Genomic DNA, 18,808 nt, shown 5'->3' on the forward strand with positions numbered 1-18,808 from the left:
GCCTGCTGCGGGGTATCCGTTTCTATCTGGGCTAGGATTTTGTTTGTAAATTCACTTTAGCTTCCACTTTTTTTGTTATTTTGCATGAAATTCCAATGCACAGGAAAATCCAAAAGTAAAAAACTACATCATGAAGATAGGATATCGATCCTTTTTTGTTCTCGCATCCATCATATTTTTTATTTGTTGTTACTATTATTATCCTTTCCTATCAGATGATAGTCTTATTTCATTAAGATATGTTCAACGCTTTTTAGAAGGAAAAGGCTTAAGCTGGAATGATGGACATCCAGTGGAAGGTTACTCTAATTTGCTTTGGGTTTTAGCAACTTCTGCTTTGGGAAAACTCGGTTTAGATCTTATTTTTTCAGTAAGACTATTGGGAATACTTTACTCTTTAGGTACTATCGGAGTAATTTTAAATCATTTTAGAACTCAAAATATAAAGAGAGAATACGTTTTTATAGCCATTATTCTGCTCATTACAACACCATGTTTTGCTGTATGGGGAATTGGCGGACTCGAACAACCATTGTATGCCTTTCTTTTTACCCTTGTTTTAGCAGAAGTTTCATCTATTCTAAAGAATAATAACTTAAAAAGAATTGGCTGGCTCTCGATTTGGTTAGGATTATTAGCCATTACAAGACCAGATGGGTTTTTATTTACTATTTTGGCTTCAATATTTCTATTGTTCATTCATCGTAGAAAAAGAGGAGATCTTATTAAAATAGGCTTCACTGTATTACTTATTCCTACTCTATTTCTTTTGTCACAAATTGCTTTCAGATATAGTTATTACGGAGAATTAGTTCCCAATACCGCACTGGTAAAGGCGAAAATAACAATACATTATATTCTTAGAGGCGGATTTTATAATCTGAGAGCCTTTTTAGGAACATTACTGCTTTCAGGATCCGGATTCTATTTTCTTTATATTTTGGTCATAAAAAAAAGAAATCTGTTTGGGGTTTATTTATTGTTAAACCTAGCCGCATGGCTGTCATATACAACGCTTGTTGGTGGAGATATTTTCCCTGCTTTTAGACATTATTATATTGTATTGGTATTGTTTACTTTTGCGATTATTTTCGGATTAAACAGTGTAAAAGAAATTCAATTTAACAATAATAAAAAAATCATCATCATTATTTTATTAGCTGTAAATGCCTATTCTCAAACGTTTTTTACAGACAATGAAAATACCATGATTGAGCGATGGGAATTCAGAGGAATGCGATTGGGAAAAACATTAAAAAACACTTTTTCTGACCAAACTTTATTAGCAGTTACAGTTGCAGGATGCATTCCTTATTCTTCTGAATTACCGACAATTGATATGCTTGGCTTAAATGATTACTACATCCCACGGCATCCACCAAAAAATTTCGGAACAGGAACTTTAGCTCACGAATTAGGCGACGCAGATTATATTATGCGAAGAAATCCTGATATTATTGTTTTTCATACAGGATTTGACTTTAAAATTGATTTAAATGTGGGAGATCAATTAAAAGCAAATAAAATCTTTATTAAAAATTATCATCCTATTATTGCTGAATCAAAAAATGAAAAGTACGTCTTGTACTTCAATAAAAATGGTAAAAGTGTTGGAATAAAAAAAGGTAACAATTCATTAAAAATTCCGGGATATTTTTTTAAAAATTCTTCTGATAATATCAGCCTTTTCTTAAATAATAAATTATTAAAAAAGATGGAAGCTGGTAAAACGTATCATATTACAATTGATAATATTCCCACTGGAAATTGGAAAATTAAAGAGTCAGCAGGAGAGAATATTAATTTTCAAAGTAAAGTTTCACAGAAAAACAATCAGCTTTATCTTTTAATTACTCCTAAAAATAAAATGTTTTTAGAAACTCTTGAATTAGAAAGAAAAGATTGAGATTTTTTTCGTAATTTTGCAAACTATTATTCCCTAAGTATATTTGGGAAGCCAATACAGATATTGATAACAAAACATAAAAAGCAAAACAATGCCAAAATTAAAAACGAAATCAGGTGCTAAAAAGCGTTTTGCTCTTACTGGAACAGGTAAGATCAAAAGAAAAAATGCTTACAAAAGCCACATCTTAACTAAAAAAGAAACTAAGCAGAAGAGAAATCTTACTAGCACTTCTTATGTAGCTAAAGTGGATGAGAAAAGCGTTCAACGTCAATTAGCAATTAAGTAGTTTTTATAAATCTATATTCGGTTTATAAGAATTCAAACAAATTCAACAATTTAACCCTGAAATGGAGCCTCTAAGAGTAATGAAACAATTACCGCACATTTCAAAAAAACAATTTAAATTATGCCAAGATCAGTAAATGCCGTAGCTTCAAGAGCTCGCAGAAAAAAAGTTTTAAAGCAAGCTAAAGGTTTTTTCGGTAGAAGAAAGAACGTTTGGACTGTAGCTAAAAACGCGGTAGAAAAAGCAATGCAATATGCTTACCGTGGTAGAAAAGAGAAGAAAAGAAACTTCAGATCACTTTGGATCACTCGTATCAACGCGGGAGCTAGAGTACACGGAATGTCTTACTCTCAATTTATGGGAGCTCTTAAAAAGAACAACATCGAACTTAACAGAAAAGTTTTAGCAGATTTAGCAATGAATCACCCTGAAGCTTTCAAAGCTGTTGTAGATCAAGTAAAATAATGTAGAATTTTTGTTATCAATATAGTCCCGAGTTTTTTGCTCGGGATTTTTTTATTATCTACATTTGTTGGAATTATAGGATACATAAAACTTTCTTTAAAAGTGAAAAAATTAACTACTCTTCTACTCTTTTCATTAATAAATTATGGCTTAGAGGCGCAAACTCTTGTTCCTGCTTATCAAAACAGAGCCAATCAGGTTTCACAAGCAAACATTACCAATAACCTTCAGACTTTTGGAGATTTTGGAGTAAAAACCACAGGTTCTACAGCCAATACCAATGCTCTAAACTGGTTAAAAGAAAAATATACAGCGATGGGATATTCTGTCAATCAAATGCAGGAAGATCCTTTCAGCTTTAATTATGGGAATCAAACTCTAAGTTCAAAGAATTTAGTCATTACTAAGCAAGGAACTGTTTATCCAAATACGTATGTTATTATTTGTGCACACTACGACACCATTACAGGACGCGGTGTAAATGATAATGGAAGCGGAACTTCGATCCTTTTAGAAGCTGCCAGAATTTTAAAAGATATTCCAACCGAGTATTCTGTTAAATTCATTCATTTTTCAGGTGAAGAACAGGGATTGTACGGAAGTTATCACTATGCTGATAATGTGGCTTTCCAAAACGGAAACCGTGTAATGAATATCCGATTAGTGTTTAATATTGATCAAGTTGGCGGGAAAATAGGCAATCTTAATGATAAAATAAAGTGTGAAAGTGATCAAGGCGGTCAATCATCAAACAATGCGGCTTCACTTTCTTTTACACAGCAATTAGCAACTTATACAACTTTATATTCTCCGCTTCAAGCGGTAATGTCGCATGCTTATTCATCAGATTATATGCCTTTTGAAGAAAATGGTGATATTATTACAGGATTTTACGAAAATACTGAAAGTAATACAGAGCATACAGTAAATGATACTTTTGCAAATGTAGATCCTACGTATGTTTACAATGTAGGAAAAGCGGCTGTCGGGGCATTACAGCATTTTGCAGTGGCAACCACAAGTCTTTTAGGAGTGAATGAAACTGCTACAAAATCATTAGAAACTGTAAAAATTTATCCTAACCCAGCTAAAGATATGATTAATATTGATTTACCTAATCATGTAAATACATTTAGTTTTGAATTAACCGATATGTCCGGACGTTCTATTTTACAATCTGAAAACCAAACCAAAGTAAGTCTTTCAGGTTTATCCACGGGAACTTATCTAGCGACTATTAAAACAAAAGACTCAAGTGTAACTAAAAAATTGATTATTGAAAAATAAATTACTATTAATTAAATAATATAATGAATTAAAATCCTAAGTGTTTGCTTAGGATTTTTTTATCACTACATTTGCGGAATTATTGAAAATTTAATAAAAATATAACGTGAAAAAGATCATTACTTCATTATTTGTTTCTTTGTCGATATTGGGTTTAAAAGGTCAAAACTTAATACAAGCCTATAAAGACAGAGCAAATTTGGTTTCACAAACAAATATCACAACAAATTTACAGGAATTCAGCAACTTAGGCATAAAGACAACAGGCTCACAAGCCAATACAAATGCGCTGAATTGGCTTAAAGACAAATATATTTCTTACGGATATAATGTTAGCCAAATTGTTGAAGATCCTTTTACTTACGGAAATACGAGTTCTAAAAATTTAGTTATTACCAAAACAGGAACGGTTTATCCTAATAAATATGTGATTATTTGCGGACATTTCGACAGCATTAACGGCCCCGGAGTGAACGATAACGGAAGCGGAACATCTATTATTCTTGAAGCAGCACGAATTATGAAAGATGTACCTACCGAATATTCGATTAAATTTATTCACTTTTCCGGTGAAGAGCAAGGATTGAGAGGAAGTACACATTATGCGAATACGGTTGCTTATAATGGAAATAATCGTGTTTTAGATATTAAGTTGGTTTTCAATCTCGATCAGGTGGGCGGAAAAATGGGCAATAATAACAATACAATTTATTGCGATAAAGATATGGGCGGAAATTCCAGTAACGATATAGCTTCTGCCGCTGCTAATCAGGAATTGATCAATTGTACGCATCTATATTCAACTCTTTTAACGGATATTGACGAAGCTGAAGATACCGATTATATGCCTTTTGAGGCAAAAGGTGAGGTGATTACAGGCTATTTTGAAAAAATTCGAAGCAACTATCCTCATACTGCCAATGATACTTTTGCCAACACAGACCCTACATATATTTTTAATGTTGGAAAGGGCTCTTTGGGCGCTTTGCAACATTTTGCAGTGGCTTCTTCAACATTTTTAGGAACTAAAGAAAATTCACTGCACAAATTGGAAGCATTAAAAATTTACCCGAATCCTGCAAAAGATGTTATCAATATAGAAATTCCGGATTCTACAGTTAAAAATTTTCAATTTGAAATTACAGATCTTTCCGGACGCGTAATTCTTCAAAAAAATAACGAAACAACAATTAATGTTTCTGGTTTGCAGAAAGGTGCTTATTTAGGTATTTTGAAAGCAAATGATGAAAGAGTTGTGAGAAAAGTTTTGATTGAATAATCCTAATATATACAAAGCCAATTGACTATCAATTGGCTTTTATTTTATCTTCCTCTAGTTCCACTTTTTTCAGTTGCTAAAGGATTTTTTGGTTTTTCAACCTCTTTTTTAGGCAATTGTGATTCTTCGTCCTTTTTTGGTTCTTCTTTTTCTAGCATGGTGATTTGTTTTTAATTGGAATAAAATTACAATTTATTTATCTCGCACCATCAAAACCTTTTCAATATCCTGCAAAGTAAAATTCTTAGCCTTCAACAAAATCAAATAGTGATACAACAGATCTGCGGCTTCATTTTTAAACAGATCATCATTATTATCTTTTGCTTCAATGACTACTTCTACGGCTTCCTCGCCTACTTTTTGAGCCACTTTATTAATTCCTTTTTGAAATAAAGAATAAGTATAGGAATCTTTTACCCGATCATTAATTCTTTGTGAAATTTTTTCTTCCAGCTCATAAACAAAACCTTTAGAATTCTTTTCACCAAAACAACTGAAACTTCCGGTATGGCAGACAATATTCTTAGGCTTTGCTTTAATTAATATCGTATCATTATCACAATCAACAACAATGCCTTTAACTGTTAAAAAATTTCCTGATTCCTCGCCTTTTGTCCAAAGTCTATTCTTTGAACGACTAAAAAAAGTGACTATTTTTTCATTCTGAGTTTTCTCAAAAGCCTCTTCATTCATATAACCTAACATCAAAACCTGTAACGTTCTGTCATCCTGAATAACAACAGGAACCAATCCGTTATTTTTATCAAAATTTATTTTCATCGTATAGCAATTTTTTTAGTTTTTAATTCTTTTTTTAAATCTGATATATTAATTTCTCCAAAGTGAAAAATACTCGCCGCCAAACCTCCTGTTGCTGAAGTTAGCGTAAAAACATCTTCAAAGTCTTTAATTGTACCTGCACCCCCCGACGCTATAACCGGAATATTTATATTCTCTGAAATTAATTTAGTAATCCTTAAATCAAATCCGCTTTTTGTGCCGTCACCATCCATTGAGGTTAAAAGAATTTCACCAGCACCTAATTCTTCTGCTTTCTGAGCCCATTCCAATGTTTTTAATCCAGTTATTTCTCTTCCTCCTTTCACGTGAACCAAATCATCATCGTTAACAAACTTTGTATCAATAGCCACAACGATGCACTGACTCCCAAATTCTTTCGCAAGATCCGAAATAAGTATCGGATTTTTTACGGCAGAAGAATTAATACTTATCTTATCAGCTCCGGCATCCAATAATTTACGAACATCTTCACCAGTTGAAATTCCGCCCCCCACAGTGAAAGGAATACTTAATTCTTTTCCTATATTTCTCACCAATTCGACGAAAGTTTTTCGCTCTTCAATCGTCGCTGTAATGTCGAGAAAGATCAGTTCATCTGCACCATCAGTTTCATATCTTTTAGCCAATTCTATAGGATCTCCGGCATTTCTCAGCCCTTCAAAGTTGATTCCTTTTACTGTCGTTCCGTCTTTGATATCCAAACAGGGAATAATTCTTTTTTTAAGCATTTTCAATAAATTTTTGAATTTCTTTCAGACTGATTTTTCCTTCATAAATGGCTTTTCCGATAATTGTTCCGTCGCAACCCATTTCTTTCATTTGAAAAACATCTCCCATTCCAGAAATCCCTCCGCTGGCTACCAATTTCACATCGGTTTTATTTAAAATCTCTTTATAAAGCTCCGTGGAAGGGCCTTCAAGCATGCCATCTTTCGAAATATCTGTACAAATCACATTTTTTACCCCTTTTTTCTGATATTGAAGAATAAAATCAATGAAATCCAGGTCACTTTCCTCTATCCAACCTGAAGTTTTTATTTTTCTATCATCACAGTCAGCTCCCAGAATAATTTTCTCAAAACCATATTTCTGAATTAAACTAAAACAGAATTCAGGATTCTGAACCGCAATACTTCCAATGGTAATTTGTCTAGCTCCGGAATTAAAAGCAATTTCAATATCTTTTTCAGTTTTTAATCCGCCTCCAAAATCAATTTGTAGAGAAGTTTCCTTAGCAATATTTTCTAATATTTTTTGATTCACAATATGCTTTGACTTTGCACCGTCCAAATCCACCAAATGAAGATACTGTATTCCGAAGCTTTCAAATTCTTTGGCAACTTCTACAGGATTTTCATTGTAAATTTTCTTCGTAAGATAATCACCTTTCGAGAGACGTACACATTTTCCGTCAATAATGTCAATTGCAGGAATAATTTTCATTTTTATAGTTTTAAAAAATTATTAAGTAATGTACTTCCAATAACTCCCGATTTTTCCGGGTGAAACTGCATCGCATAAAAATTATTCTTTTGCAGAGAAGCACTGAAAGGCAAGATATAATCACAGACAGATGTCGTATTTTCAGACAGTTCACAATAAAAACTATGTACAAAATACAAATCATTTTCTTCTGAAATTCCCGAAAAAAGCGGTGACTTAAAATCCGAAATCGTATTCCAACCCATGTGCGGAACCAAATCCTGAGGAGGAAATTTCTTAACTTCAATATCAAAAATCCCCATTCCCATTGTATTTCCCTCCTCGTTATTTCCACACATCAGCTGCATTCCCAAACAAATGCCCAAGACAGGCTGTTTTAATGTTGGAATTAACTGATCTAAGCCTTTTTGCTTTAAAATTTTCATTGTTGATGAAGCTTCACCCACCCCAGGAAAAATAACTTTATCTGCCTTTTGAATCAAATCAAAATCATCTGTAACCATCGATTCTACATTCAGTCTGTCCAAAGCATTCTGTACAGAATTTACGTTTCCTCCGTTATATTTTATAATCGCAATCATCTTATAAACTTCCTTTTGTAGAAGGTAAATTAAAATTAATATCTGTCTGCTTTACTGCCATTTTTATCGCTTTGGCAAAGGCTTTAAAAATGGATTCTATTTTGTGGTGTTCATTTTCGCCTTCAGATTTAATATTTACATTACATTTTGCAGAATCGGTGAAAGATTTAAAGAAGTGAAAAAACATTTCCGTCGGTACATCACCAATTTTTTCTCTTTTAAAATCGGCATCCCAAACCAGCCACGGTCTTCCTCCAAAATCCAGCGCTATCTGCGACAGGCAGTCATCCATCGGCAGCAGGAAACCATATCTTTCAATTCCTTTTTTATTGCCCAATGCTTTTAAAACCGCTTCACCCAAAACAATTCCTGTATCTTCTATCGTGTGATGCTCATCAACCTTTAAATCGCCATTTACTTTAATTTTTAAATCTAAATTCCCGTGTTTTGAAATCTGTTCCAGCATATGATCAAAAAAATGTAAGCCTGTGGATATTTCTGAATCGCCTTTTCCATCAAGATTTATTTCAATTTCAATATCCGTTTCATTGGTCTTTCTGGAAACTTTTGCCTTTCTCGGAATTTGTTTTAAGTAAGAATAAATTTCACTCCAGTTTTCCGTCGTGAGATCCGCCTCGTCATTCTGAATTTTATTAATGAAAATAGCTTTTATTCCTAAATTTTTTGCCAGCTGAATATCTGTGATCCGGTCGCCAATCACCAATGAATTTTCCAAATCATAATTTCCGTAAATATACTTACCCAACATTCCTGTTCCCGGCTTTCTAGTGGGCAAATTTTCATGCTCAAAACTTTTATCGATAAGGATATCATTAAAAACAATTCCTTCATTTTTAAATGCCTGAAGCATTTTTTCCTGAGGTTTTATAAAATCATCATACGGAAAACTCTCTGTTCCCAAACCGTCCTGATTGGTGATCATTACCAGCTCAAAATCCAGTTCTTTTACAATTTTAGACAGATTTTGAAATATTCCCGGATAAAATTCCAGCTTTTCCAAAGAATCAACCTGAAAATCAACAGGCGGTTCTAAAATCAGTGTCCCATCACGATCTATAAACAATACTTTTTTCATAAAATCAACAGTTTTTTAGAATATTAATCAACTTTTCATTCTCAGCTCTCGTCCCGATATTAATTCGGATGCAGTTGGGGATGGCAGGTGCTCTTTTACTTGTCAGAATTTCACTTGAAGTAAGATTTTCATAAATCTGCTCAATGTCTTTAAAATCAATTAAAAAGAAATTAGCATCAGTGGGATATATTTTGTTTATACAATTTAAATTGCTGAATTCAGAACGAAGCCATTCTCTTTCAATGACAATATTTTCTAAATTTTGATTAAATTCATCTATATTTTCAAGAGCATTAATAATGAGTTCCTGACTTAAAGAATTGACATTGTATGGTGCCTTTACCAAATTGATAAAATTGATAATTTCTTCTGAAGCATACGCAACCCCAACCCTCGCACCGGCTTTTCCCCAAGCCTTTGAAAAGGTCTGTAATACAATAAGATTAGCATATTTTTCAAGTAATTCTAATACAGACCTCTGTTGAGAAAATTCAATATAAGCTTCATCGATAACTACAATTCCATTAAAATTTTCAATGTAAAATTCAATATCCTCAATGCTGTTTCCTGTTGGATTATTGGGTGAGCATAAAAAGAATATTTTCAACTTATTTTCGTTAATAACATTTAAAAAAACCTTTTTATCAATATCAAAATCTTTATTTAAACGAAGCTTTACAACTTTGTTTTCATTAATCGCTGCATAAAAACCATACATCGCAAAAGAAGGATCCATCATTAAAATCGAATCTGCTTTTGGTTCGCAAAACACTTTAATAATTAAATCAATTAACTCGTCACTTCCGTTTCCAACTGCTATTTGATTTGTCGGAATATTTTTAACCTGAGCTAGTTTTTCTTTTAATTTTTTCTGTGTAGAATCCGGATAACGGTTCCATTCACCAAAAGGATTTTCATTAGCGTCCAATAAAACAGGTGAATTAAATTCGTTATGATCTCTGAAGCTAATATAAGGTTGTAAGTTGAGAATGTTCTTCCGAACGAGTTGAGTGATATTAATTGTTGTCATTTTCTAATTGTTTTAATCGGATGGAAACTGCGTTTTTATGAGCGAACAGACCTTCTGCCTCTGCCATGAGTTCGATAGTTTTTCCTAAATTCTGTATTCCTTCTTTTGATAAATTCTGAAAGGTGATTTTCTTTACAAAACTGTCCAGCGAAACGCCGCTGTAGTTTTTTGCAAAACTGTTTGTCGGCAATGTGTGATTGGTTCCGCTTGCATAATCTCCTGCACTTTCACATGAATAATTCCCAAGAAAAACAGAACCTGCATTCTGAATTTTCGGAATATACTTTTCATAATCGCCAATGGCTAAAATAAGGTGTTCTGGAGCATATAAATTACTGAAATCAAGCGCTTCTTCTATATTATTCAATAAAATAAAATGACTTTTTTCCAGAGCGTTCTGAGCCAATTCATTTCTTGGAAGTTCTTTAATCTGTTTTTCTATTTCTTGGATGGTTTGGTTAAAAATTTCAACATTGTCAGCGATAAAAATGACCTGACTGTCGCTTCCGTGCTCTGCCTGAGAAAGTAAATCTGCCGCACAAAAAGCGGATTCCGCCTGTTGATCGGCAATGACCAAAACCTCACTGGGGCCTGCAGGCATATCGATCGCCACACCAAATTTCTGAGCGTATTCTTTAGCCGCAACCACAAACTGATTTCCGGGTCCAAAAATTTTATACACTTGCGGAATAGATTCCGTTCCGAAAGTTAACGCTGCAATCGCCTGAGCGCCGCCTGTTTTAAAAATCTGACTAACGCCACACAACTGAGCGGTATACAAAATCGCAGGATTGATATTTCCGTTCTGATTGGGAGGCGAACAAAGAATAATCTCTTTACAACCTGCCAGCTGTGCAGGAATCGCAAGCATTAAAACCGTTGAAAAAAGCGGTGCTGTCCCTCCGGGGATATAAATTCCGACCTTTTCAATCGCGCGGTTTTCTCGCCAGCAAACAACGCCTTTTGTAGTTTCAATCTTTTCAATGTCAACCATTTGAGAAGCGTGAAATTCTGTAATATTATCCTTTGCCTGTTGAATGGCGATTTTCAAATCTTCGCTGATCAGATTTTCGGCTTCATTTAATTCATTTTCAGAAACTTTAAGGTTATGAATTTCAACTTTATCAAATTGTTTGTTAAAGTTAAACAGTGCCTTATTTCCCTCTTTTTCTACTTTCGTGAAAATATTTTCTATAACTTCCGAGATTTCATTTCTTTCAAAGGTTGGTCGTTTTACCAGTTCCTGCCAGCTTTCTTTCTTAGGGTATTTATTTATATTCATATCAAATCACCATTTTATCAATTGGAATTATTAAAATATCCTGTGCTCCGTTTTCTTTCAGCTCATCGATAACATCCCAGAATCTAAGTTCATCAATCACTGAATGAATACTGCTCCAGCCTTCTTCCGCCAAGGGAATTACCGTCGGACTTTTCAATACGGGAAGAACATTTGAAATATCCTGAATCTTATCATTCGGAACATTCATCAGAATATATTTTGAATTTTTTGCTTTCAAAACCGATTTTATTCTAAACAGAAATTTGTTAAGAATCTTTGTTTTTTCAGCATCTAAACGTGAGGTTTGGGCAAGAACGGCTTCAGACTTTAATAAGGCTACCGTTTCTCTCAATCCGTTTTTAAACAATGTACTTCCCGAACTTACAATATCACAAATTCCGTCTGCCAGACCAATATTAGGCGCTATTTCTACGGAGCCTGAAATGATGTGAATATCTGCCGAAATATTATTTGTTTCTAAGAAATTTTTAAGTGTATTAGGGTAAGAAGTCGCAATTTTTTTCCCTTGAAAATAATTCAGATCATCTGTTTCCACTTCTTTAGGAACAGCCAAAGAAACTCTGCATTTAGAAAATCCAAGCTGTTGGATAACCTCAATATTTTTTTGTTTCTCTACCAATAGATTTTCCCCGACAATGGCGATATCCACAACCCCATCTTCGAGGTATTGAGGAATGTCTGAATTGCGCAAATACATGATCTCCATTGGAAAATTATCTACAGAAACTTTTAGCTGATCTTTCCCATTGTTAACGAATATCCCACAGTCTTTCAATAGCTGTAAAGACTCTTCGTATAACCGGCCGCTTTTTTGAATTGCAATTTTTAATTTACTCATTTCGTAATCGTTGAATCTGAGTAAATAAAGTGATACTTTAAGTATTTTCGTGAAATATCAGAAAACAAAAAAACCGCCTAATTTACTCAGACGGTTTTTAATTATTTTGATTTTTAACATAGTCACATATCAATCAATTCCGTCTTAGCAGAGATGATGATGATAATGATGTACTGTTAAAAAATTCGGTTTCATTGTTGAAATTTGTGTTACAAATGTAGGACTTATTTTTAAACCTGCAAGATTTTTTCTAGTTATTTTTTTTATAAAGCTTCATGAGTTCTTTTGCAATGGCTTCGTCATTAAACTTCTGAACAAAGTCAAAACCTTTATCAGCACGGCGTTTACGTTCAGATTCATTATCCCATAAAAATTTTATTTTAGACTGAATATCTAAATAATTTTTTGGATCGATATACACAGAATCTGGTCCGCCCGCTTCCGGAAGACAACTTGCATTGCTCGTAATGGTAACTGTTTTTGAGAAAAGAGCTTCTATCACAGGAATTCCAAAGCCTTCGAAAAAACTAGGATATACGAAAATATCAGCCAGTTTATAGATTACAGCCAATTCATCCATTGAAACGCCTTCAAGGAAATGAACCTGCTTTTCCATTTTATTTTTCTTGATAAAATCTTCAATCTTCTTAAAATATTTGGCCTTTTTTCCAACGACAACCAACGGAATATCAGTATCTTTTATCGCCTGAACAACAGCCAAAAGGTTTTTTCTATCTTCAATGGTTCCGACATTTAAAATAAATCTTTTGGGAAGCTGAAATTTAGATTTTACAGACTGAATCATCTCTTCAGGCTGTTCTTCTTTAAAAGCACTATGACAACCCTGATAAACAACCGTAATTTTACTTTCAGGAACTCTTAAAAACTCAATGATATCCTGTTTTGTCTGCTCAGAAATGGCAATAATTTCGTCTGCCATTTGCGCCGCTTTTTTAAATTTCCAAAGATGAATTTTTCGGTCAAAAAAAGAATAATACTGAGGATATCTCACGAAAATCAAATCGTGAATTGTCACAATTTTTTTAATAGGGGTTTTGTCCCATTTCAAAGGTAATTCACCGGATAATCCATGAAAAATATCAGCATTTTGTTTTTGAGCATCTTTTCCCATTTTTAATTGTCGGGAAAGCTTTCCTTTGGAAGTTTCAACAAAATGAACATTTGGCTTAGCAAGAATATCTTTTCCTCTTTCGGATTTATTTTTATTGAGTAAAACGTAATCATTTTCAGGATAAAACTGAGAAAGTATCCTTACCAAATCTCTGGAATAGTTGCCTAAACCTGATGTGTTGTGAAAAAAACGCTTTGCATCAAATGCAATTTTCATAGTGTAATTTGTTTTTGAAATTCCTGAAAGGTTCTAAAGATATAGTTTTTACTTTTAAGCCAGCCTATAAATTCATCAAATCTTTCAACCATGTCTTTTCCAGAATTTTTTACGGTGAAACCCGGTAATTTAAATGCTTCATCCTTTATGGCTGAAAATTCCCATGGATGAAAATAAACATTCAGATAATTATCTTTTTTTAAGGTATCCGAGGCTAATTTTTTGTAGAAAAACAAAGGGAAATTATGGAAACTCAGCCAAAATAGAGGTATTCTGAAATTAGGTGACACCGAAGCTGGAACCTGCATTACGTTACCTTCTTTAAAATATGTTCTTGAAACTTTTAAATTGTTATATCTTCCCGGTAAAAAGGTTGGATTAATGGATGAATTATATGAATATCCAGCATTTTCCACTGCTTTTTCATCTACAGGCATCATTCTGGGCATTCTTAATCCCGTAACTTTTACAGAAAATAATTCTTCTAAACGCTCTCTCGATTCCTGTAAATGCTTTTCCTCAAATTCTGAGTGAAACCACGTGTGAGAAGCTAGTTCATGACCTTCGCTCAATAATCTTTTAATTAAATCTTTACTATTTTCAGCAAAAACTACCGTTGAGAAAAAAGTAGCTTTTACCTTATGTTTTTTAAGAACGTTTAGAATATTTTCAAGTCCGTTCTGAGATATGGAGATTTGTTTATCGAAAGAAATTTCGCCTTTATATTCCAAAGGCATATCAAATTCCTCGATATCAAAACTTAGTAGAACCATTTAAAAATTTTTATTTTTTATAATATAGTTGGGTCTTTCTTTCACCTGCTTAAAAATTTTACCTAAATAAATTCCGATGATTCCCATAATAATGAGTTGGAGTCCTCCGAAAAATACAATAGTCATAATCAAGGATGCCCAACCAGAAATTTCGGTATGAACTGCGAAAGCATAGATCACATAACCTACATACCCTAAAACCGATAACCCTGAAAATAAAAAGCCTAAGTAGGCAGCAATATAAAGGGGTTTTACGCTAAACGCCGTAATTCCTGTAAAAGCAAAAGTTAGCATTTTTCTAATATTATAGCTGCTTTGTCCTGCCATTCTTTCTGCGGCTACAAAATCAATTCCTGTTTGTTTGAAACCCATCCAACTGGTTAATCCACGTAAAAAAAGATCATCTTCCTTAAAATCTCTCATTACCTGAACTACGTTAGCATCCATTAATCTGAAATCTGAACCGCCACCTTTGGTAAGATTGACATCAGAAAGGCTTGATAAAATTTTATAGAAAAAATCTGAAGTTTTTCTCTTGAACCATGAAATCTGTTTAGGATAGGTTCTTATAGTAAAAACCACATCATATCCTTCTTCCCACTTTTTGATCATTTGTGGAATCAATTCGGGGGGATGCTGAAGATCGCCATCCATAGAAATAACAGCATTTCCGTGAGCATTGTCCATTCCGGCTTTTACAGCAGGCTGATGCCCAAAATTTCTTGAAAATTCAATAAATTTTACTTCTTCAAACTGTTTGGAAAGATCTTCCAATTTTTGCTGAGTATCGTCTCTGCTTCCGTCGTTTACAAAGATTATTTCGAAATCATAATTTTTTAATCCCGAAAAAACTTCTTTAATTTTTTCATGGACTAAGGCAACATTACCCCCTTCGTTGTAGGCAGGAATGACTATTGAAATTTTCTTCATAAATTAATTCAAAGTATAATCTTTCTCGAAATCCTTTGTTAAAAGTTCATAAATAACTCTGAACCAAACGATAATGCAAGGTACAGCTTTTAGAGAATATTTAATAATATAATTTTTCTTGATAAATTTTGGAAACAAATCTGATGGCGAAAAGCACGTCAAAATAATTACAAAAATTAATAATGCTAAAATTAAAGGCGTCTTTTCTTTTTGAAGCGTATACCAAATCATTACTCCAGCCACTGCAATGATATACGTGGGAGACTCTGATCCTGAGCTAAATAACACTAAAAACAATAATGTAGAAGCCAAAATCATGAGTTGAAACGCATAATTTTTATATTGTTTTACTCTAATATAAGGTATCACAAATAAGGGAACTCCAAAAGCTAAAAAAGTAAGATTTGAGATCGAAGCATCTCCTAAAATTCTTCTTACAAATCCCATTAAAGAAATATCTTGCATATTTCCTAAAACCTGATTATCATTATTTTTAGAAATAAGAGAATGCGACCAGTCTGAATAGCTTTGAATAACGAAATGCGGACTGGAATAAGCCATTGGAATGACCAGGCAAAGAACAGCAACCACAATACCTGCAAGAATAAATTTCACTTTATTTTTGATGAAAAAGAATTGTGATAATCCTACAATTCCATAAAGCTTCACAAAAATTCCGATAACTATTGCTGTAACGGATTTCACTTCCTTTTTTTCATAAATATACGTTGCTGATAACATTAAAAGCCCAACCAAAGCTATATTAAATTGTAAACTGATAGCCGCAGTAATATATTCCTGTAAACAAAGAAGAGCAAAAAGGGCTTTTTTTGAATCTGAAAATGGCAACTTATGAATGGCATAGAGAAAAACCACTGTATTGGCAATATTCCAAAGAGAAATCCCCAGCCAGTCTGGCATTAAAGCAAACGGAGCAATCAATAAGCTGAAAAATACACCATAATGATTCATATCAAAATAACGTTCAGGATATTGCAAATACAGATTTTTTTCATCAATAGTATTAAAAAATACATTTTTAAAAATCATGTAGTTGTTGATGGCCTGATATCCTCTGGAAAATTTAGAAATCGCAGTTACAACCGCTATAATAAGATAAACCCCAAATATATATTTAGGGTTTAACAGTATTTTAAGAAATTTATCTTTCAAGATTGTGTGTATTAGTTTTTAAAACAAGCTTATACTGCCACATTGTTATCTCTCAACGCGTCATTAAGAGAAGTCTTTTTATCGGTAGATTCTTTTCTCTGACCAATGATCAATGCACATGGAACCTGATATTCACCAGCTGGGTATTGCTTTGTGTAGCTTCCTGGAATTACTACTGAACGAGCAGGAACTCTTCCTTTAATTTCAATCGGAGTTTCTCCTGTTACGTCGATAATTTTTGTAGATGCCGTTAATACAACATTTGCTCCCAAAACAGCCTCTTTTTCTACGTGAACACCTTCCACTACGATACATCTTGATCCGATGAAACAATCGTCTTCAATAATTACCGGAGCAGCCTGAAGCGGTTCTAAAACACCACCGATACCAACACCACCACTCAAGTGAACGTTTTTACCGATTTGCGCACAGCTTCCTACCGTAGCCCAAGTATCTACCATCGTTCCCGAATCTACATAAGCCCCAATATTTACATAAGATGGCATCATGATCACGCCCGGAGCAATATATGCGCCTTCTCTAGCCACTGCATGCGGTACAACTCTTACTCCTTTTTCAGCATAATTTCTCTTCAAAGGCATTTTGTCATGAAATTCAAACGGACCTACTTCAATCGTCTCCATTTTCTGGATCGGGAAATACATAACCACTGCTTTCTTCACCCATTCATTTACCTGCCAACCGTTTTCTGTAGGCTCAGCGGTACGAAGTTCACCTTTGTCTACCAAAGAAATAACTTCTCTAATCGCCTTTTGGCTGTCTTCATTCTGCAATAAATCTCTGTTGTCCCAGATATTTTCAATAGTTTGTTGTAACGACATTTCTGTTATTTAATTTAAATTAAAAAATTATACGTCGCCAAAGATACAAAAAAGATCAAGCAAATAATTTTGAAAATTGATAATGCTGAAATGATTTCCGTCAACTTACAACAAACGTCTCACACGATTTTTATAATCTACATAATTTTCACCATGTTGCTTTAAAAGAAAAACTTCTTCCAGCCTGATTTGTATTTGAATTAAAATAATTCCCAGAATCAGAAATAATAAAGAGATCATCGTGGGAAGACTCATAAAAAAACCGATCAAGCTTACAATCATTCCGAGGAAAATAGGATTTCGCGAAAATTTAAAAAGTCCGGAAGTGATAAGTTCTGTTCGAGATTCTTCATCAATGCCGATCCGCCATGAGTTTTTCATGTGAATCTGAGCAATAACAACCCAAATGAAACTTAAAATCATCAGAAAAATTCCAACATATTTTAAAATTTTAATATCTAAAAAATGAATTAAGTAAAGCTGAAAAAGATCATCAGAAAAGAGAAATAACAGAATTGTATAAAGAAAAAGACCGAGAAGACAAAGCTTAAAATATTTGCCGATCAGCCCATACGCGGAATCGCCTTTCGGAAGTACATTAGGATTTTTACCAATTCTTTTAGCAACAATAAAACTTGCTCCAAAGAAAGCAATAGTAAAAAACAAAATAAAGTATAAAGGGATAAAAAATCTCAGGAAATCGGTCATAATTAATAATTTTCAACAAATCTCCGATTTATACGAGTGCAATTCTATTGCAAACTATAAAACTCTTCTTGCGTGTAAGTAAGCTTTATTCCAGTATTTTTCGTTTAATGAAGAAATAATAACTCCTTTTGATGTGGAGGCATGAATAAATTTCACTTCGCCATCGTTTCCGATATCATGTACAATCCCAACATGAGAAACCCTACTTCCTCCAGCCGTCGCGAAAAATAAAAGATCTCCCGGTTTTACTTCATTAATATCGATTTTATTACCGGCTTCTGCCTGATCAGATGATCTTCTTGGCAATTTAAAATCATTTTCATCAAAAACTTTCACCGTAAATCCTGAACAGTCGAAACCGGAAGAGGTATTTCCGCCAAATTTATAAGGTGTTCCGATATATTTTTCGGCATCTTTCAGAATACTGCTGATTGATTTAGAAACTTTTCCATCAAATTTTGAATACAGATTTCTGAGATTTTCAGTTTTAGTTACCGTTTTAGAACCTGATTTCTTAGAAGCAACATTTTTTGAACTTCCACAAGAAACGGCAATTATTGAGGCAATAATTAAAACAAAAATTTTATTCCATTTACTATTTTCTGAAAGTAATCTCGTCATCATACGCATCTGATTTTTACTAAAAGTAACTTAATATATACAAATATACATTAATATTAACGATAGAAAGGGCATTGTTGATACTTAAAGAAATG

Annotated in this window: 20 protein-coding genes; 5 read left to right on the forward strand and 15 right to left on the reverse strand. The window is 33.4% G+C overall.

Going from position 1 to position 18,808, the window contains the following annotated elements:
- Window positions 1-130: 130 nt before the first annotated feature.
- The 5 genes from ABEG63_RS09550 to ABEG63_RS09570 all read left to right on the forward strand — a co-directional run bounded on the left by ABEG63_RS09550 (window position 131) and on the right by ABEG63_RS09570 (window position 5,226).
- Complete coding sequence (locus ABEG63_RS09550) at window positions 131-1,906, forward strand: hypothetical protein (protein WP_346584317.1); 1,776 nt, start codon at window positions 131-133, stop codon at window positions 1,904-1,906.
- A gap of 91 nt (window positions 1,907-1,997) precedes the next feature.
- A complete protein-coding gene (gene rpmI, locus ABEG63_RS09555) occupies window positions 1,998-2,195 on the forward strand; it encodes a 50S ribosomal protein L35 (protein WP_034694453.1) in 198 nt (65 codons plus the stop codon).
- Window positions 2,196-2,315: 120 nt separating this feature from the next.
- Complete coding sequence (rplT, locus tag ABEG63_RS09560) at window positions 2,316-2,660, forward strand: 50S ribosomal protein L20 (RefSeq protein ID WP_267403238.1); 345 nt, start codon at window positions 2,316-2,318, stop codon at window positions 2,658-2,660.
- Window positions 2,661-2,762: 102 nt separating this feature from the next.
- Window positions 2,763-3,947, forward strand: a complete 1,185-nt coding sequence (locus ABEG63_RS09565) for a M28 family peptidase (RefSeq protein WP_346584318.1) — start codon at window positions 2,763-2,765, stop codon at window positions 3,945-3,947.
- Between the two features lie 106 nt (window positions 3,948-4,053).
- Window positions 4,054-5,226 carry a M28 family peptidase gene (locus ABEG63_RS09570; RefSeq protein WP_346584319.1) on the forward strand — a complete coding sequence of 391 codons (1,173 nt, stop codon included), beginning with the start codon at window positions 4,054-4,056 and terminating at the stop codon, window positions 5,224-5,226.
- A 192-nt stretch (window positions 5,227-5,418) separates the two neighbouring features.
- On the opposite strand, the gene hisIE is transcribed toward ABEG63_RS09570, so the two are convergent.
- From hisIE to ABEG63_RS09645, 15 genes are all read right to left on the reverse strand, one after another.
- Window positions 5,419-6,006 (reverse strand): bifunctional phosphoribosyl-AMP cyclohydrolase/phosphoribosyl-ATP diphosphatase HisIE, encoded by a 588-nt coding sequence (hisIE, locus tag ABEG63_RS09575; RefSeq protein ID WP_346584320.1) that lies wholly within the window; start codon window positions 6,004-6,006, stop codon window positions 5,419-5,421.
- Complete coding sequence (hisF, locus tag ABEG63_RS09580) at window positions 6,003-6,755, reverse strand: imidazole glycerol phosphate synthase subunit HisF (protein ID WP_346584321.1); 753 nt, start codon at window positions 6,753-6,755, stop codon at window positions 6,003-6,005. Before hisF ends, hisIE begins: the two co-directional genes overlap by 4 nt.
- Window positions 6,748-7,470 carry a 1-(5-phosphoribosyl)-5-[(5-phosphoribosylamino)methylideneamino]imidazole-4-carboxamide isomerase gene (hisA, locus tag ABEG63_RS09585; RefSeq protein ID WP_346584322.1) on the reverse strand — a complete coding sequence of 241 codons (723 nt, stop codon included), beginning with the start codon at window positions 7,468-7,470 and terminating at the stop codon, window positions 6,748-6,750. The genes hisF and hisA overlap by 8 nt, the downstream gene beginning before the upstream one ends.
- 2 nt (window positions 7,471-7,472) lie before the next feature.
- Complete coding sequence (hisH, locus tag ABEG63_RS09590) at window positions 7,473-8,051, reverse strand: imidazole glycerol phosphate synthase subunit HisH (RefSeq protein WP_346584323.1); 579 nt, start codon at window positions 8,049-8,051, stop codon at window positions 7,473-7,475.
- Window position 8,052: 1 nt separating this feature from the next.
- A complete protein-coding gene (hisB, locus tag ABEG63_RS09595) occupies window positions 8,053-9,147 on the reverse strand; it encodes a bifunctional histidinol-phosphatase/imidazoleglycerol-phosphate dehydratase HisB (protein WP_346584324.1) in 1,095 nt (364 codons plus the stop codon).
- A 4-nt stretch (window positions 9,148-9,151) separates the two neighbouring features.
- Window positions 9,152-10,177: a histidinol-phosphate transaminase gene (hisC, locus tag ABEG63_RS09600; RefSeq protein WP_346584325.1), complete on the reverse strand. Its 1,026-nt coding sequence runs from the start codon at window positions 10,175-10,177 to the stop codon at window positions 9,152-9,154.
- Entirely contained in the window at window positions 10,164-11,459 is a 1,296-nt protein-coding gene (hisD, locus tag ABEG63_RS09605; protein ID WP_346584326.1) for a histidinol dehydrogenase, read from the reverse strand. The genes hisC and hisD overlap by 14 nt, the downstream gene beginning before the upstream one ends.
- Before the next feature lies 1 nt (window position 11,460).
- Window positions 11,461-12,318: an ATP phosphoribosyltransferase gene (hisG, locus tag ABEG63_RS09610; RefSeq protein ID WP_346584327.1), complete on the reverse strand. Its 858-nt coding sequence runs from the start codon at window positions 12,316-12,318 to the stop codon at window positions 11,461-11,463.
- Between the two features lie 250 nt (window positions 12,319-12,568).
- Window positions 12,569-13,666, reverse strand: coding sequence for a glycosyltransferase family 1 protein (locus ABEG63_RS09615; protein WP_346584328.1), 1,098 nt, complete (start codon window positions 13,664-13,666; stop codon window positions 12,569-12,571).
- Complete coding sequence (locus ABEG63_RS09620; RefSeq protein WP_346584329.1) at window positions 13,663-14,439, reverse strand: polysaccharide deacetylase family protein; 777 nt, start codon at window positions 14,437-14,439, stop codon at window positions 13,663-13,665. The genes ABEG63_RS09615 and ABEG63_RS09620 overlap by 4 nt, the downstream gene beginning before the upstream one ends.
- Window positions 14,440-15,369 carry a glycosyltransferase family 2 protein gene (locus ABEG63_RS09625; protein WP_346584330.1) on the reverse strand — a complete coding sequence of 310 codons (930 nt, stop codon included), beginning with the start codon at window positions 15,367-15,369 and terminating at the stop codon, window positions 14,440-14,442.
- Between the two features lie 3 nt (window positions 15,370-15,372).
- Entirely contained in the window at window positions 15,373-16,542 is a 1,170-nt protein-coding gene (locus ABEG63_RS09630) for a glycosyltransferase family 87 protein (protein WP_346584331.1), read from the reverse strand.
- 29 nt (window positions 16,543-16,571) lie between these two features.
- Entirely contained in the window at window positions 16,572-17,384 is an 813-nt protein-coding gene (locus tag ABEG63_RS09635; protein WP_312393434.1) for a 2,3,4,5-tetrahydropyridine-2,6-dicarboxylate N-succinyltransferase, read from the reverse strand.
- 105 nt (window positions 17,385-17,489) lie between these two features.
- Window positions 17,490-18,092, reverse strand: a complete 603-nt coding sequence (locus ABEG63_RS09640; RefSeq protein WP_346584334.1) for a methyltransferase — start codon at window positions 18,090-18,092, stop codon at window positions 17,490-17,492.
- Window positions 18,093-18,146: 54 nt separating this feature from the next.
- On the reverse strand, window positions 18,147-18,716 hold the full coding sequence (locus tag ABEG63_RS09645; RefSeq protein ID WP_346584336.1) for a C40 family peptidase: 570 nt from the start codon (window positions 18,714-18,716) through the stop codon (window positions 18,147-18,149).
- Between the last annotated feature and the right edge of the window lie 92 nt (window positions 18,717-18,808).

The organism is Chryseobacterium sp. C39-AII1 (assembly GCF_039672645.1).
Lineage (GTDB): Bacteria > Bacteroidota > Bacteroidia > Flavobacteriales > Weeksellaceae > Chryseobacterium.